14 protein-coding genes are annotated in these 15,021 nt (G+C 64.9%); 6 read left to right on the top strand and 8 right to left on the bottom strand.

The features are described from left to right. Nucleotides 1–131: 131 nt before the first annotated feature. The gene (locus ACP92_RS12315) at nucleotides 132–998 is read left to right on the top strand and encodes a PCC domain-containing protein (protein WP_013234447.1); all 867 of its coding nucleotides are present in this window, start codon (nucleotides 132–134) and stop codon (nucleotides 996–998) included. 367 nt (nucleotides 999–1,365) lie between these two features. On the opposite strand, the gene ACP92_RS12320 is transcribed toward ACP92_RS12315, so the two are convergent. The 5 genes from ACP92_RS12320 to ACP92_RS12340 all read right to left on the bottom strand — a co-directional run bounded on the left by ACP92_RS12320 (nucleotide 1,366) and on the right by ACP92_RS12340 (nucleotide 6,650). After that, complete coding sequence (locus ACP92_RS12320) at nucleotides 1,366–1,734, bottom strand: response regulator (protein WP_013234448.1); 369 nt, start codon at nucleotides 1,732–1,734, stop codon at nucleotides 1,366–1,368. 76 nt (nucleotides 1,735–1,810) lie between these two features. Next, the gene (locus ACP92_RS12325) at nucleotides 1,811–2,785 is read right to left on the bottom strand and encodes a chemotaxis protein CheX (protein WP_013234449.1); all 975 of its coding nucleotides are present in this window, start codon (nucleotides 2,783–2,785) and stop codon (nucleotides 1,811–1,813) included. A 39-nt stretch (nucleotides 2,786–2,824) separates the two neighbouring features. After that, nucleotides 2,825–3,454 carry a hypothetical protein gene (locus ACP92_RS12330; RefSeq protein WP_013234450.1) on the bottom strand — a complete coding sequence of 210 codons (630 nt, stop codon included), beginning with the start codon at nucleotides 3,452–3,454 and terminating at the stop codon, nucleotides 2,825–2,827. After that, on the bottom strand, nucleotides 3,451–4,176 hold the full coding sequence (locus ACP92_RS12335; protein WP_013234451.1) for a methyl-accepting chemotaxis protein: 726 nt from the start codon (nucleotides 4,174–4,176) through the stop codon (nucleotides 3,451–3,453). Before ACP92_RS12335 ends, ACP92_RS12330 begins: the two co-directional genes overlap by 4 nt. Before the next feature lie 47 nt (nucleotides 4,177–4,223). Then, nucleotides 4,224–6,650: a HAMP domain-containing protein gene (locus ACP92_RS12340; protein ID WP_013234452.1), complete on the bottom strand. Its 2,427-nt coding sequence runs from the start codon at nucleotides 6,648–6,650 to the stop codon at nucleotides 4,224–4,226. Between the two features lie 309 nt (nucleotides 6,651–6,959). Between ACP92_RS12340 and budC the strand changes: the two genes are divergently transcribed. From budC to ACP92_RS12355, 4 genes are read left to right on the top strand one after another with little or no spacing between them, the layout of a single operon-like run. Then, nucleotides 6,960–7,745, top strand: coding sequence for a meso-2,3-butanediol dehydrogenase (gene budC, locus ACP92_RS12345; protein WP_013234453.1), 786 nt, complete (start codon nucleotides 6,960–6,962; stop codon nucleotides 7,743–7,745). Nucleotides 7,746–7,762: 17 nt separating this feature from the next. After that, nucleotides 7,763–7,930: a hypothetical protein gene (locus ACP92_RS24855; RefSeq protein WP_167578388.1), complete on the top strand. Its 168-nt coding sequence runs from the start codon at nucleotides 7,763–7,765 to the stop codon at nucleotides 7,928–7,930. 55 nt (nucleotides 7,931–7,985) lie between these two features. Then, a complete protein-coding gene (locus ACP92_RS12350) occupies nucleotides 7,986–10,295 on the top strand; it encodes a VTT domain-containing protein (protein ID WP_048348705.1) in 2,310 nt (769 codons plus the stop codon). After that, nucleotides 10,295–11,077: an endonuclease/exonuclease/phosphatase family protein gene (locus ACP92_RS12355; protein ID WP_013234455.1), complete on the top strand. Its 783-nt coding sequence runs from the start codon at nucleotides 10,295–10,297 to the stop codon at nucleotides 11,075–11,077. Before ACP92_RS12350 ends, ACP92_RS12355 begins: the two co-directional genes overlap by 1 nt. A 39-nt stretch (nucleotides 11,078–11,116) precedes the next feature. On the opposite strand, the gene ACP92_RS12360 is transcribed toward ACP92_RS12355, so the two are convergent. The 3 genes from ACP92_RS12360 to lepB form a co-directional block, all read right to left on the bottom strand. Then, nucleotides 11,117–11,467, bottom strand: a complete 351-nt coding sequence (locus ACP92_RS12360; RefSeq protein ID WP_013234456.1) for a hypothetical protein — start codon at nucleotides 11,465–11,467, stop codon at nucleotides 11,117–11,119. A gap of 359 nt (nucleotides 11,468–11,826) precedes the next feature. Next, a complete protein-coding gene (locus ACP92_RS12365) occupies nucleotides 11,827–12,351 on the bottom strand; it encodes a TetR/AcrR family transcriptional regulator (RefSeq protein ID WP_048348561.1) in 525 nt (174 codons plus the stop codon). Nucleotides 12,352–12,558: 207 nt separating this feature from the next. Beyond that, complete coding sequence (gene lepB / locus ACP92_RS12370; RefSeq protein WP_013234458.1) at nucleotides 12,559–13,254, bottom strand: signal peptidase I; 696 nt, start codon at nucleotides 13,252–13,254, stop codon at nucleotides 12,559–12,561. Between the two features lie 322 nt (nucleotides 13,255–13,576). Between lepB and ACP92_RS12375 the strand changes: the two genes are divergently transcribed. Next, entirely contained in the window at nucleotides 13,577–15,007 is a 1,431-nt protein-coding gene (locus ACP92_RS12375; protein WP_041310758.1) for an efflux transporter outer membrane subunit, read from the top strand. The last annotated feature ends 14 nt before the right edge of the window (nucleotides 15,008–15,021 follow it).

Below are 15,021 nucleotides of genomic sequence, written 5' to 3' on the forward strand. Positions count from 1 at the left end.
ACATTCACCAGCACGCCCTGCGCCAAAGCGCGATAATTCCCGCTATCCCTAACAAACGACAAGCCGGCGACCTGCCAAGACCGCCGCCGCGAAAGATCGTAGACCGCAGATCACCCTGCCCAGGAGACCCCATGCAAGCAGCCCCCCGCTTCAGCCGCACCGTGCGCCACCCCGGCGCCCCCGATCCGCAGCGCATCGTTTCACTGGCCGGCCCGGCCATGCAGCTCGACTTCACGCTGGAGGCGGGCCGCAACCTGCGCGACGCGATCAGCATTCCCCTGTCCCGCGCTGGCCTGGAGGGCGGCACCGTGCGCTTCGGCCAATTGGCCATCGCCGAGCTGCACTTCCTCATGCCCGCCCTGGCGGTGGATGACCAGCACGCCGCCTTCTACAGCGCGCCGCACGCCATGGAAGAAGGCACGCTCATCGACTATGCCTGCGCCACCTATGGCCGCAAGGATGGCGAGCCCTTCGTGCATTGCCATGCGGTCTGGCGCGACCGCCAGGGGCAGCGCCAGGGCGGACATCTGATGATGGAAAAGACCCTGGTCGGCGCGGACACCCCGGCGCAGGCCTGGGGCCTGCACGACGCCACCATGGCCACCCGCTATGATCCGGAAACCAATTTCACGCTGTTCTACCCTACCCGGCTCGCCGAGCAGACCGTCACCAGCACAGGCAAACGCGTGGTGCTGGCCCGCATTCGTCCTGACCAGGATCTGACCATGGCAGTCGAAGCCGCCTGCGCCGAACATGGGATGGCCAACGCCATCGTGCGCGGGAGCGTGGGCAGCATCATCGGCGCCGAATTCGACGATGGCCGGGTGCTGGAAGATCGCGCCACCGAAATCCTGATCCGCGCAGGCGAAGTCCGCCAAGGCCGCGCGCGCCTGGAGATCGGCTTGATCAATCCGCAGGGCCAGGTCTGCGAGGGCGTGCTGGCGCGGGGCTGCAATCCGGTGTTGATCTGCTTCGAACTGGTGCTTCAGGAGCTTTGAGTCAAGCATCTGCCGTCGGGCCTGTCGTTTTCCCGCAGGGGGCGCAACTGTGCCAACTGGAGCGGACTCAATGGCTGCGCATCGGGATCGGCCAGTGCCGCCGCGGTAATCTCCGCGTCTTCGGCGGAGGTGGGCAGGAAGGTACCCGGTTTAAGTGTAGGCATATCGCTCGATCTCCCGTTTGTTCGCCATTCGCAGGCTGAGGGTCCACCTGCCTGGCAGGCGTGTCGCCTGGGCCACCCCATGGCCCAACAGATGTTGCGTTATTTAATCAGGAAATCTGTGCGCGACATAGGCACAGACGCAAAAACGGCCTGCTTGACAGGCCGTTTTCGCATCATCCTGCCCGAATGTGCAGGGGTGGGTCTCAAGCCCCCACCAGCTTCTTGAAGGTCGGCAGCACCGCCTCCCCCTTGAACGGCTTCACGATCCAGCCCTTGATGCCGGCGGCCTTGCCGCGTTCCTTCATGATGGGCGAGTTCTCGGTGGTCAGCATGATGATGTTCACGCTGGCGTTGCCCAGTTCGCTGCGGATCTTCTCGGCCATGGTCAGGCCATCCATGTTGGGCATGTTCACGTCGGAGACCACCAGCTTGATGGCGGGGTCGCCCTTGAGCTTGCTGAGGCCGTCACGGCCATCCACGGCCAGGGCTACGTCCAGACCGTTCTTTTTGAGGAAGTCGCCTACTTCGGCGCGCACCGTGCTCGAATCGTCCACTACCAGGATTTGTGCCATCTTGATTCTCTTTCAATAGGGGGAGGTACTGCATTGGGGGGAGTAAAAGCTTGCAATCGCGCCCGTCAGCGGACGCTCAGAACAGCTCCAGTTCGCCGGACTCGAACAGTTCTTCCACCGAGGTCTGGTTTTCCGTGAAATCCTCGGGTGACCACGACAGGTTGAAGATGAAGCGCTGCAACAACACCAGCGGCGCGCCATCCTCGCGGCGCAGCACGTACTTGAAGCACAGCTGCGCATCGTCCGATCCGAAGGAGATGTAGCGATGCTGGTGGTTGATGATGATGGGCACCTGGCTCAGCTGATGAATGGGCTGGCTCTGGTTGATGAAGCGGTTCTTGAACCAGCCCCAGATCAGGTTGGTCAGCTCGCCCAGGGCGTTGTTGAGATCGCGGAAGTCGTCCGACGCGTTCCCGGTAAGCGCCTGCAGCGTCTTCTGCTCGGCCTGCAACATCATGTAGCCGCGACACCAGCTGCTCTCCAGCGGAATGAGCGTAAACACCTCGCCGAAGATGATGCGGTCGCGCACCAGATAAGGCTGGTCGATTTCCACGCTCATGCCGGGGAACTGGTTCTCCAGCACCATGCGGCTGATCTCGGCGATGCCGCGCACCAGGGCGTTGGGATATTGCTGGCTGAAGATGGCCGCCGTCAGCGCCGGCGCCAGGGCGTCGATCTCTTCGATCCGGTAGACGGCGCTGAACAGTTCACTCTCGCGCGTATCCAGCGGCTGGTCGGCGCTCTCGCGGCGGCGGCGCAGGAAGATCGGCAGCTCCGGCCGCACCTCGCGGATGCGCCGCGCCAGGCCGCGCGCGCCCTCGCCCAGGCCGGCCAGGCGCTCGGAGAGCATGATCCCGCCCAGGTCGACGTTGCTGCGCAAGACCGCCATGATGTGCTCTTCATGCGCCTTCAGTCCCACCAGATGATGGCGCTCGCAGAACGCCTTGATGGTGTCGTAGCAATCGGCGTCCTTGTCCACCACCAGCACCTTGCTGGTAATGGTGCCATGGGTGCTGTGGGTGCTGTGCTCCTGGTTTGCGCGCACGTCCATATCGGATCTACCTCCGGAAATCGTTGATGTCGACGGCGGCTAGAACAGTTCCAGCTCGCCGGTAGTGTCTACCTGCTCCTCGGCCGCCACGGCGAAATCCAGGGGGGCATAGGCCGACACGCACAGGCTGACGTGAAAGCGCGGCGACTCCGGCAGTTCGGCCAGGTCGATGGCGAAATGCCGGATGTGCGCGCAGTTGAGTTTTTGCAGATAGGCCGCGCACTGGCGGTCGATGACGTTGGGCGTGGACATGCCCAGGTGCGGGAAGTAGCGGCCCAGCTCACGGTTGAAGATCCCGCAGCACAGGTTGCCGCATTCGGCGATGGCGTCCAGCAGCCCCTGCTCGCTCATCTCGGCCGCCGCCACATTGTGCAGGCTCGCAAAGTGCGCCCGGGTCGCGGCGTCGGCAGTGAAATGGAACATCACCACCATCCGGAACAGGTAGGAAGAGATGGTCAGCACCACCATCTTCTTCTCTTGCACATGGCTGATGTCGTCCAGCACCTCGAACGCCGCCTGGCATCCGCTGGGCACCAGGCTGCTGCGCAGCGCCTGCTGCAGCAGCACGTCCAGGCCGTCGCGTGCGGCGGCCGAGACGCGCTCTTCCTGCACTGCCTGGGCAGCGGCGGCGGTCACGGCCTGCACCTCATCCATCTCGTTGGCGCTCATGCCGCTTCGGCCAGGGTATCCCTGGTCTTCTTGTTGATCAGGTCCAGGCCGATGACCGCACCCATGATCATCTTGCCGCCCGCCTGCAGGTCCTGGAAGGTGGTGGTGGTGATGAGGTCGTTCTGGTAGAGGTTGGCGCGATAGCTCTTGGAGAGCTTCTCGGCGCGCTGCGCCAGGTCGCGCACTTCCTGCGCCACCACGGCGAAGCCGCGTCCATGCGCGCCGGCGCGGGCGGCTTCGATGGAGGCGTTGAGCGCCACGATGATGACCTGGTTGACGATGAGGGCGAACTCGTCGTTCATGCGGTGCATGTCGCGGTTGTGGGCGATGAGCACGTTCATGTCGTCGTGCCAGCGCTCGAAGGTGCGCACCAGGCCGAGCAGCTTGGCGATGGTGTCCTGGGAGGCGTCGCAGTTCTCTTTCACGCGGGAGAAGTTGTCCGATTGCTGGCTCTGCAGCTGCCCTATCATCGTCTCGCTCTCCAGGCGCATCTCCTCCAGCAGTTGCTGGGCCGATTGGCGCTCCTGCCGGGCCTGTTGCTCATGCGCCTGCATCTGCTGCTCTTGCCGGGCCAGCGCTTCCTGGGCCTGCTGGCGCACCAGTTCCAGCTGGCCGGCATCGATCAGGCGCTGCGCGCGCCGTTGCTGGCGCAGCCACAGCAGGGCCAGCGGCAGGCCGGCCAGTACGGCGCCCAGCGCCACCAGGAGTATTGCGTTGACCATGTTCAGACTTGTTCGTGACGACGGTTGTTGGGACGATGCGCCAGGCCTCAGGCCACCTGCGAATCGCCGCCCTGCGGCAGCACCACGGGCTGGACGGTTTCCTGGCCGCCCATGGGGTAAGGCACATCGATGCCATCGACTTCCACGGCGACGTTCTCGGGCAGCATCACGATGATCTGGAAGGAACGGAAAGGCGCGCCCTCTTCGGTATCGGTGAAGCGGATCTCGATCTGTCCATGTTCCCGGGTGACGAAGTCCAGTACCGCATCCATGCCCACGCCGCGACCCGAGACCTCAGTCACTTCGCTGCGGGTGGAGAAGCCCGGTTGCAGGATCAGGCGAGCGATCTCGGCGTCCGACAGGGCCTGGTCTACCGTGATCAGGTGTTTCTCGATGCCGATCTGGCGCACCCGTTCCAGCGCCAGGCCCCGGCCATCGTCGGACAGGGCCATCTGGAACATGTCTTCCATCACGCCCATTTCCAGCTTGATCACGCCGGCCTCGGGCTTGCCCTTGGCCAGGCGCTCTTCGCTGCTTTCCAGGCCATGGTCCATGGCGTTGCGGATCAGGTGCATGAACACGTTCTGCAACAGCGGCGCGGCAAAACTGTGGACCACGTAGCCGTTGTCCTCGATCTGCACCACCGGAGCAGCCTTACCCAGATCGGCAGCCAGCGCCGGCAGCGAATCGGTGACCGGGGCCAGCACCTCCTGGATGGTCTCGGTGCCGAGCAGGCGTAGGGTGCGGCGCACGTCGTTGCGTACGGCCACCAGTTCATGCAGGTTGGCGGTGTTGACGTTTTCCAGGCGCTCCAGGCTTTGCTCGATATGCTTGCGGTCGATGGTGATGACGTGGCGCGCATAACCAGGCAAGGTCTGCTCACCAGCTGCGGCCACGCCGCGGCCAAGGGTGACGTCGTTGATACGGGCGTAGCGGTCGATGATCTCGCGCACCTGGGCCAGTTGGCGCAGCAGCTCTTCCTGGCGCCAGACGGCGCCGCTGGCGGGATGGCGCAGGTCGTCGTAGTGCTGTTCGGTGTGGTGGACCACGTTGGCCAGATGCAGCAGACCATAGGTGCGGCCATTGCCCTTGATGGTATGCATGTTGCGGAACAGCTTGGCGATGGCGAAGGCGGTCGCTTCCGGGTTCTGGTGGACGATCTGCTCGTTCTCGTCCAGGAAGCGGCGCGCGCTGCTGATGAACTCGGCAAACTTGGCCGGCGTCACCGCCAGGATCTCGCCGATCATTTCCAGTTCGCGCTTCTGCTCGTTGGCTTCGGCAGCGAGTTGGCGCAGCTCGGTCACGTCGCGCACGCACAGCATCAGGCGGATCACCGTATCGGCCTCATCGGTGATGGGCGACCAGGACAGGTCGAGGATCTTCTTGCTGCCGTCGGCCATGGTCTTTTCGATCTCGCCCACCATCAGGTGCGCGTTGAATTCGAAGTTCATCACGTCTTCGCCGATGCAGGCGCCCCCGATGGCTTCGATCTGCGACAGCGTATCGGCGCCCAGCTGGGTGTCGGCAAACACCAGTTCCATCACGTCGCGGCCGGCGATGTCGGTGGTCTCGAAGACGGTTTCCAGGAAGGCCGAATATTCCGGGTGGATGCGGTTGCCCTCGACGATGGTAAGAATGCCCTGCGGGATGTTCTGCAGCATGGCCTGCATGTCGGCGGTCTTCTGGCGCACCTGGGCGGAGGCTTCCTCGATCTTTTCGACCATGCCGTTGAAGGCAACGATGGAGTGGCCCACTTCATCCATGCGCTGCACCGGCAGGCGGCGGGTGAAGTCCTGGCTGGTGGCGATCTCGCCCATCATGGCGGCCATGCGGCTGATGGGACCGGTGATCTGGCGATACAGCAGGAAGCCGATGCCGCCCAGCAGCAGTACCGCCATGACGGTGACGATGCTGATGGTAGTGGTTGTCTGGGCCAGCTTGCCGTTGAGCGAGGCAATGGCGTTGTCCTTGAAGCGGTTCTTCTCGATGCGCAGGGTGTTGACGATGCCTTCGAGTTCAGTCTGGTACTGCATCACGCCGCCGAAGAACTGCGCCTGGGCGATCTCGTTCTTGCCGGCCAGCTTGAACTTGGCAGTGGTATCGATGGCGCCGAAGTAGTTGTCCAGGCTTTCCTTGGCCTGTTCGATCAGGCCGCGCTGGGCCACGCCTTCAGCCTGCTGGGCCTGCGCGGCCAGGGCCTTTTCCAGCACGGCCTTCTTCTCGGCCAGTTTTTCGTTTTCTTGCGCCACCAGCTGGTTATCGTTCTCGGTGACCATCACCATGGCCGCCAGTTGCACATCCTTCAACTGCCCCATCAGGTCGGCCGACGCCAGCACGCTGGGCATGACCCCCTCGGTGACCGAGCGCACCTCGACAGCGCTGCTGCGGGACTGGTACATCGCGTAGCCGCCAATACCGGCGATGGCGATGAAGGTAAGTATCACCAGTAGCGTGATACGCATGCGGATGGTCATGGAGTTCCCCTTGGATTGGCGGTGTCCGGCGACGGTTCAGGTTCTTCCCGGGAACATGAACAAATGGTCAGCCGGTCTGGATGCGGGGCGAATTGTTGCACTCAAGTATTACTGCTGCGTGACAATCCGTGACTGTTCCTTCACGGCAAATGCAGGCTCGCATTTGCCTGCTGACCGACGCTTTCCATGCAGCGGGAATGCCGTGGCGGCGACAGCATCTTCCTACAGCAGCTTGCGGGGCTGTCCGATGGGCTGCAGGTCCGGCACGCTCTATCGTGAAGGCTTGATCCGTATTGCCAGGAGTTGCCCATGTCCGCTTTGAATCCATCCCGTCTGCAACGCTTTGAAGGCAAGGTCGTCATTGTCACGGGCGCTGCCTCCGGCATCGGCGAGGCCACGGCGCGCCGCTTCTCCGACGAGGGCGCCCGCGTGCTGCTGGCCGACCGCGACGCCGCCGCGCTGGGCAAGGTCTTTGACAGTCTTCCGCCCGAGCGCACCGCCGCCCGTGAAACCGATGTTTCCCATCATGAGCAGGTGCGCCAGCTGGTGGACTTTGCCATCGAGCGCTTCGGCCAGCTGGATGTGCTGGTGAGCGACGCCGGCGTATTCGCCGAGGGCAATGTGACCGAGGTCAGCCCGGAAGACTGGCACCGTGTCCAGGCCACCAACGTCAATGGGGTCTTCTATGGCGCGCGCGAAGCCCTGCCCCATCTGGAAAAGACCCGCGGTTGCATCGTCAACGTGGCCTCCGTATCGGGGCTGGCGGCCGACTGGAACCTGAGCGCCTACAACGCTTCCAAGGGCGCAGTCTGCAACCTCACCCGCGCCATGGCGCTGGACTTCGGCCGCAAGGGCGTGCGCATCAATGCAGTGTGCCCCAGCCTGACCCACACCGCCATGACCGCCGACATGGCCGACGATCCGCCTCTGCTGGACAAGTTCGCCGAACGCATCGCCCTGGGGCGCGGCGCCGATCCGTTGGAGATCGCCGCAGTGATCACCTTCCTGGCCAGTCCGGACGCCAGCTTCGTGAACGGCGTCAATCTGCCGGTCGATGGCGGACTGATGGCGTCCAATGGCCAGCCGCCGCAATGACCGAGCAAGGAGCCCGCATGAGCCAATCCATTCCCCTTCCTGAAGACACCCGCCAGGCCACCGAAACCGCACTGGACAAGAGCAAGCCGCAAGCCCTGCCGCACGAGGGACTCAAGCCCCAGTCCGAGCAACCGGGCGCGCCGCCCGCCAGCGAAGAGCATCCACTGTCGGTAGGCAAGCCCTGAACGGCTCAGCCCTAGAGAGATTAGAGAGAAGAACAACATGGACTCCGCAGGCAGCATGTCATCCACTCCCGCCCCGCCGGATGCACCGGCCACCGGCCTGCTGCAACCTGGCCGCAATTGCTGGCGGCTGGCCCATGCCGACCGCTTCCGGCTGCTCATCGATGCCGCCGACTACTTCAGCGCGCTGCGCCAGGCGCTGGTGAAGGCGCGCCGCAGCGTCTACATCCTGGGTTGGGATATCGACAGCCGCACCGTCCTCACGCCCCAGGGCAGCGACGACGGTCTGCCGGCGCAACTGGGCGACCTGCTGCATGCGCTGGTGGAGCGCCAGCCCGATCTGCATATCCGCGTGCTCAACTGGGACTACGCCATGCTCTACGCACTGGAACGCGAATGGATGATGGTCAGAAAACCGGGACGCCCGCGCAACAAGCGCCTGCATTTCCGCACCGACGCCCGCCACCCGGTGGGCGCCTCGCATCACCAGAAGATCGTGGTCATCGATGACCAGTTGGCCTTTGTCGGCGGCCTGGACCTGACTCGCTGCCGGTGGGACAACCAGGAGCACTTGCCCGATCACCCGCTGCGGCGCGATCCCGATGATCGCCCTTACGCGCCCTTCCATGACGTGCAAGCCATGGCCGACGGCGAGGTCGCGCGCGCCATGGGCGTGCTGGCGCGACGGCGCTGGGCGCTGGCGGGGTATGCCGAAAAGAGCACGGAGAAACATACCGACACGACCGAGGCACGCGCCACCGCCGCCGAATCCACCCTGGCGGCCAGCGATCCTTGGCCGCCTGCCTTTGTCCCCGACCTGCAGGATGTGATGATCGGCATTTCGCGCACCGAGCCGGCCTATGAAGACCGGCCCGGCGTCTACGAAGTGCGCGAACTGTATCTCGACGCCATCGCCGAGGCGCGCCAGCACCTGTTCTTCGAAAACCAGTACTTCACCTCCAACGTCCTGGCCGAAGCCCTGGGTGCGCGCCTGCGCGAGCCGGACGGACCGGAGGTGGCCGTGATCTCTCCCCGCACCCAGAGCGGCTGGCTGGAGCAGGCCACCATGGGGGCCTTGCGCGCACGCATCCACCATCGCCTCAAGGCGGCGCTGGCCGACCAGGGCGAAGGGGCCGAGCGCCGCTACCAGATGTATTGCCCGCACCTGCCCGGACTGGAAGACGATTGCTGCCTCAACGTCCACAGCAAGGTCTTTGCCATGGACGATCGCCTGTTTTCGGTGGGCTCGGCCAACATGAGCAATCGCTCCATGGGCTTCGATACCGAGTGCAATCTCAGCATCGAAGTCCAGGGCGACGCCGCCAAGCAAGCCCAAGTGCGGCAGGTCATCGCGACCCTGCGCAACCGCTTGCTGGGCGAGCACCTGGGGGTGCCAGCGCAGGCGGTGCAGCAAGCCATGGAAGACAGCGGGGGTCTGCATGCCGCCATCGATGCGCTGACCCAGCCGGAAGCGCGCAGCCTGCAGCCGCTGGACCCGCGCCTGATCCCGGAACTGGATGCAGTGACCCAGGACAATGCCGTCTTCGATCCCGAGCGTCCCATCAGCCCCGACGAAATCGTCGATGCCTACGTGCCGCGCAGCGCCCGCAAGCCGGTGCCCCGCCGCATGATCGGCCTGGGGGTGCTGGCGGTGCTGCTGGTGGCCTTCGCGCTGGCCTGGCGCTTTACGCCGCTGCGTGAATGGATCAACCTCAATTCGCTGATCGCGCTGGCCCGTAGCGTCGACAAACTCCCCTTCAGTCCGCTGATCGTGATGACCACCTTCGTGGTGGCGGGCATGCTGATGGTGCCGATCACGGTACTGATTGCCGTTGCCGGGGTGGTCTTCGGACCGCTCAACGGCGGACTGTATGCGGCGGTGGGTGTGGGATTGAGCGCCCTGCTGGGCTTCGGCGTGGGCCACTGGCTGGGACACGACGCCTTGCGCGACCTGCTGGGCCCGCGCATCAACAACCTCAGCCGCCGCTTTGCCCAGCGTGGCATTGCGGCCATGGCCGTGGTGCGGCTGCTGCCCATCGCCCCCTTCACCATCGTCAATGTGGTGGCGGGCGCTTCGCACCTCCGTTTGCGGGATTACCTGCTGGGCACGCTCTTGGGTATGTCGCCGGGGATCGTGCTCACGGTGGTGTTCTCGCACAACCTGGCCGAGGCGATCCGCCATCCCAGCCTGGAGACGGTGCTGGTGCTGGTCGCCGTCACGGTCGCGCTGATGCTCGTGGCCTTCGGGCTGCAGAAGCTGTTCCGTCCGCGCGGCCAGGAGCGTGGCCGCGCATCTTCACAACGCAAGGGCAAGGGTGCAGCGGGTCCGCGCCAGGGTGAGGCTGCCGTCAAGGTGCGCCAGGCCTGATGCGTAGCGCCCGCCTGTCCGAGCGCCAGACCGCGCCCGCCCCCGCCGATACCGAACTGGTGCTCAGCGCCGACGCTCCCGTGCCGGGGCGCGATCCCTGGCCCCTCACGGTAGCCACTTACAACATCCACGGCGCCGTCGGCACCGATGGGCGCTTCGCCCCCGAGCGCGTGGCCGCCGTGCTCGACGAGCTCCAGGCCGATGTGGTGGCACTGCAGGAGGTGCCGCTGGGTGGCGCCGATCAGGTCGACGTGCTGGCGCTGCTGCGCGCCCACACCGGCATGTTCGCAGCGGAGGGCCCGACCATGGAAAGCCCGGCGCGGCGCTATGGCAATGCGGTGCTGAGCCGCTATCCCATCCTGGCCACAGAGAGCATCGACCTCTCTTTCGGCAGCCGCGAGCCGCGCGGTGCGCTCGATGCCGACATCGACTGCCGCGGCCAGTTGCTGCGCGTGGTGGCCACCCATCTGGGGCTGAAGCCCGCCGAACGGCGCGCCCAGATCAAGCGCCTGCTGCAGGCCTTCGATACCAATGACGCGCCGGTGATCCTGCTGGGCGACGTCAATGAATGGTTCATGTGGGGGCGCACCTTGCGCTGGCTGGTCGGGCATTTCGAGGCGGCTCCCGCTCCGCCTACCTTCCCCTCGCGCTGGCCGGTGTTCGCCTTGGACCGCATCTGGATCAGTCCGCGCCGACGCCTGCAGCACCTGGCGGTGCATCGTTCCGCGCTGGCCAGGGTAGCGTCGGACCACCTGCCGCTGCTGGCCCATATTGCGGGATGAGCCTGCGTCACTGCCTGGTAAGCGGTCAGCAGTCGGCGGTCAGCGGCGGCGGCGCTTGTCGCTCCACAGCTTGACCGCCAGCGCCCCCCAGATCAGCAGGAACAGTGTATTGCCAGGCAGCCAGATCATCTGGGTCCAGACATAATCACTGACCCACGAAGCGAGCACGTCGCGACAACCGCAGACCTGGTCGGCATAGAGCCAATCGCCCCCGCTGCGCGCTGCGGCGAACTGCAGCCACAGAAAAGTCAACAGCAACGGGATGCCCACCACGCCCGCCAGGCACCAGCGCTGCATCTGCCGGCGGTGGCGACCAGCTCCCTTGGGCAAGCCGGCCTGCGGCCCCTCGCCTGCGCTGCCTGTGCATCCCTGCACCGCTTTGCCGTGCATATTTCCCCCTTGCACTTGGATTTGTTTGCCCCTGGATTGCCGCACTGCCGTCATGAAGACGCCCAAGTGCAGCACGACAATCGCCGCCCATCCTCCCTGACGGGAAGGCGGGCCTTTCTGGTTGGATCAACGCAAGGTATGGAAAGCAAGACGCCTGCGCGAGCGCAGGCGAGAAGAAGGGCGTGGATGTACGGCTCGCATTTTGCGGCAACCAAGGCAGCGCCGCGCAAGGCGATGAACTGCTTGTTCTTATGACAAAAGCACGCCTTCCCAGACCGATACGATACGTTTCGCCTCGGATTCTAGGTGCAAATTATCCTGCACTCAACAAAATTTACGATTGTTGGATCGAAATTTTACTAAGTGTCCATCAAGCTTGGCAGGGTGATGCTCCCCAGCACCAGCTTCAGTTGGGCCTGGACCTGGCGCTCGTCGATATCACCCTGCCCCGTCAGGAGCCGCTGTAGCAAGGGGGCGTACAGCAGGTCGAAGACCAGGCTCAGGTCGGCATCCTCCCTGAATTCGCCGCGTTGGGCGCCGCGGCGCAAGACACTCACCAGCGCCAGCCGGCGCGGTTCCAGATAATTGTCGTTGAAGATGCGTTTGCTCTCCGGCTCGAACTGCGCCAGCGCGATCATTTCACGCACCACCCGGCCCGACTTGCCACGCAACAGTTGGGACAGTTGCAGCATGTGCAGTTCGATATCGGTGCGCGAAGAGCCGCTGTCGCCGATGGGCGGCATCGGTTCCACGGCCCGCAGCAGGGCTTCCATCGCCAGGGCGCTCTTGTTGGGCCACCAGCGATAGATGGTGGCCTTGCCCACGCCGGCGCGCGCCGCCACGCCCTCCAGGGAGAGCTTGTCGAAGCCGATCTCCTCGAGCATCACGTAAGTGGCATCGAGGATGGCGTCATGGCTGACGGCATTCCTGCGGCGACCGGTGGCCGGATCAGAGATGAAGGTGAGAGAAATGATGTGCTCCAGACGGCAATTGCCTGTTATCTGAAGCTGGTTACGGCATGCTTTACGACAACTTGAGCATATGTCACAAAAAAATTGTGAATATTTATGCAAAACCACCCGGCAGTTCCGTCACTGGCGCGGCGGCGTAGCGTCCAGCAACTGACCAAAGCGCTCCAGACGCGGCCGATAGCCACGCTCGGCGTCGAGTGAAAAGGCGATGCGACGGGTGCGTCCCATCAGTTCGTCGCGGGCAAAAAAGCCGAAGTAGCGCGAATCCATGCTGTTGTCGCGGTTATCACCCAGCATCATGTAGTGGCCCGGCGGCACCACCACCGGGCCGTAGCTGCTGTGCAGGCTGGGATGAGCCGCCGACAGGCGCACCGCATGCTCCATGGCGCCGTAGCGCTCGTCGCGATAGGCCGCCTGATCGCTGCCGTCGCCGGCTTCCGGCGCTTCGGCCGCAGGATGGTAGTGGGCCGGCTGGCCGTTGATGAACAGGACGTTATCGCGCAGCTCCACCACATCGCCCGGCAGCCCCACGATGCGCTTGACCAGCAGCTCGCCAGCCTGGCGCGAATCGATGGTGACGATGTCGCCGCGCTGCGGCTCGCCCAGGCGCAGGAGGCTGATATGGGTCAGCGGCAGGCGCAGGTCGTAGGCCATCTTGTCGACCAGGATGCGGTCGCCGATCTGCACCGTGGGCAGCATGGAGCCGCTGGGCACGACGTTGTAGTCGGCGATGGCGCTACGGAACATCACCATCAGGGCAATGAAGGCCAGCAAGCCCTTGTTGTCCGCCAACAGCTTGTTGAGGGTTGATTTCATTTCGGTGTGTCGCTCAAAGTCTGATCCACGCCCATGCTAAACCAGGTCGCCCCTCAATTCAAAACGGAGCTGCCGACCTTAACTGACAGAATTGTCATCTGGATGTCAGCCTCGCGTCGAGCGGCAACGATTACATTGACGGCGTAGAACAGCAGGGACCGATGCCGTTGCGCCGGGGGGCGTGGCCTGATGGTCCGCCTTTCATCCGCAAGCCATCATCGTGAGCCTTATGGTCGTCCCGTTCCGCCGCGTCGCAGCCAGCGTCAGTAGCCGTCATTTCACGCACTCCACACAATATCTCCCCTTCCGCGCCACGAAGGGAATGACGGCACTGGTGCTGGCCGCGCTGCTGGGCGGTTGCGCCGTCGGCCCTGATTACGCGCGCCCGGCGCTGGACCTGCCGCAAGCCTACAAGGAAACCGGCCCCTGGAAACTGGCCGCGCCGCGCCAGATCGATGACCACCAGCCCTGGTGGGAAGCCTATGGCGACCCGGTCCTCAATGCGCTGATGGACCAGGCCAACGCCGCCAACCAGACCATCCAGCAGGCCGCCGCCCAGTACCGCCAGGCCCAGGCCACCGCCGAAGTAGCTCGCGCCAGCCTCTGGCCGACCATTGGCGCACAGGCTGGCGCGAGCCGCGCGCAGACCAATACCAATGGCGTGCAAAGGCTGGGCAACAGCTACAGCGTCGGCCTGAACGCTTCCTGGGAAGCCGACCTCTGGGGCCGCATCCGGCGCGGCGCCGAAGCGGGCGAGGCCAATGCCCAGGCCAGCGCGGCTAGCCTGGCGGCAGCGCGCCTGTCCATCCAGGCCACGCTGGCGCAGGACTACCTGCAATTGCGCGTGACCGATCTGCAAAAGGATTTGTACCGCCGCACCGTGGCCGCCTATACCCGTTCGCTGCAACTGAGCACGCACCAGTACGAAGCCGGCACCGCCCTGCGCTCGGACGTGGCGCAGGCTGAAACCCAGTTGCGCGCCGCCCAGGCGCAACTGATCGACCTCGACGACACCCGCAACCAGCTCGAACACGCCATCGCCATGCTGATCGGCAAAGCGCCCGCGCAGTTCAGCCTGCCCGCCCTGCCGCCGGCTGCGGCCAGCGATAGCGCCATCGACGCCAATGCCGCGCGCCTGCAAGGCAGCCTGCCGCAGATTCCGGTGGGCCTGCCCTCGGAACTGCTGGAGCGCCGTCCCGACATCGCCAATGCCGAACGTCTGGCCGCCGCGGCCAACGCCAATATCGGCGTGGCCCGCGCCGCCTATTTCCCCACGCTGACGCTGTCGGCCAGCGGTGGCTACAACAGCCTGGCTTTCGCCAACCTGTTCAACACCCCCAGCCGCGTCTGGTCGCTGGGGTCGGCGCTGGCCGAGTCTCTCTTCGACGGCGGCGCCCGCAGCGCCCGCAATGATGCCGCCGTGGCGGCCTACGACGCGGCCGTGGCGCAATACAAGCAGACCGTGCTGGGTGGCCTGCAAGAGGTGGAAGACAAGCTATCCACCCTGCGCGTGCTGGACCAGGAAAGCACCGTGCAGGCCCAGGCCGTACAGTCGGCGCAGCTGGCCGAACGGCTGGCCATGCGCCAGTACGAGGCCGGCACCGTCACCTATCTGTCGGTGGTGACGACCCAGGCCGCGTCGCTGACCAACCAGCGCAACGCCGTGACCTTGCTGGGCCGCCAGCTGGTGGCCAGCGTCGCGCTGATCAAGGCCACCGGCGGCGGCTGGCAGGCTGGGCGGGACGCCCCGTAAAGCCAGCCGCCGGC

This window comes from Herbaspirillum seropedicae (assembly GCF_001040945.1).
Taxonomy (GTDB): Bacteria; Pseudomonadota; Gammaproteobacteria; order Burkholderiales; family Burkholderiaceae_D; genus Herbaspirillum; species Herbaspirillum seropedicae.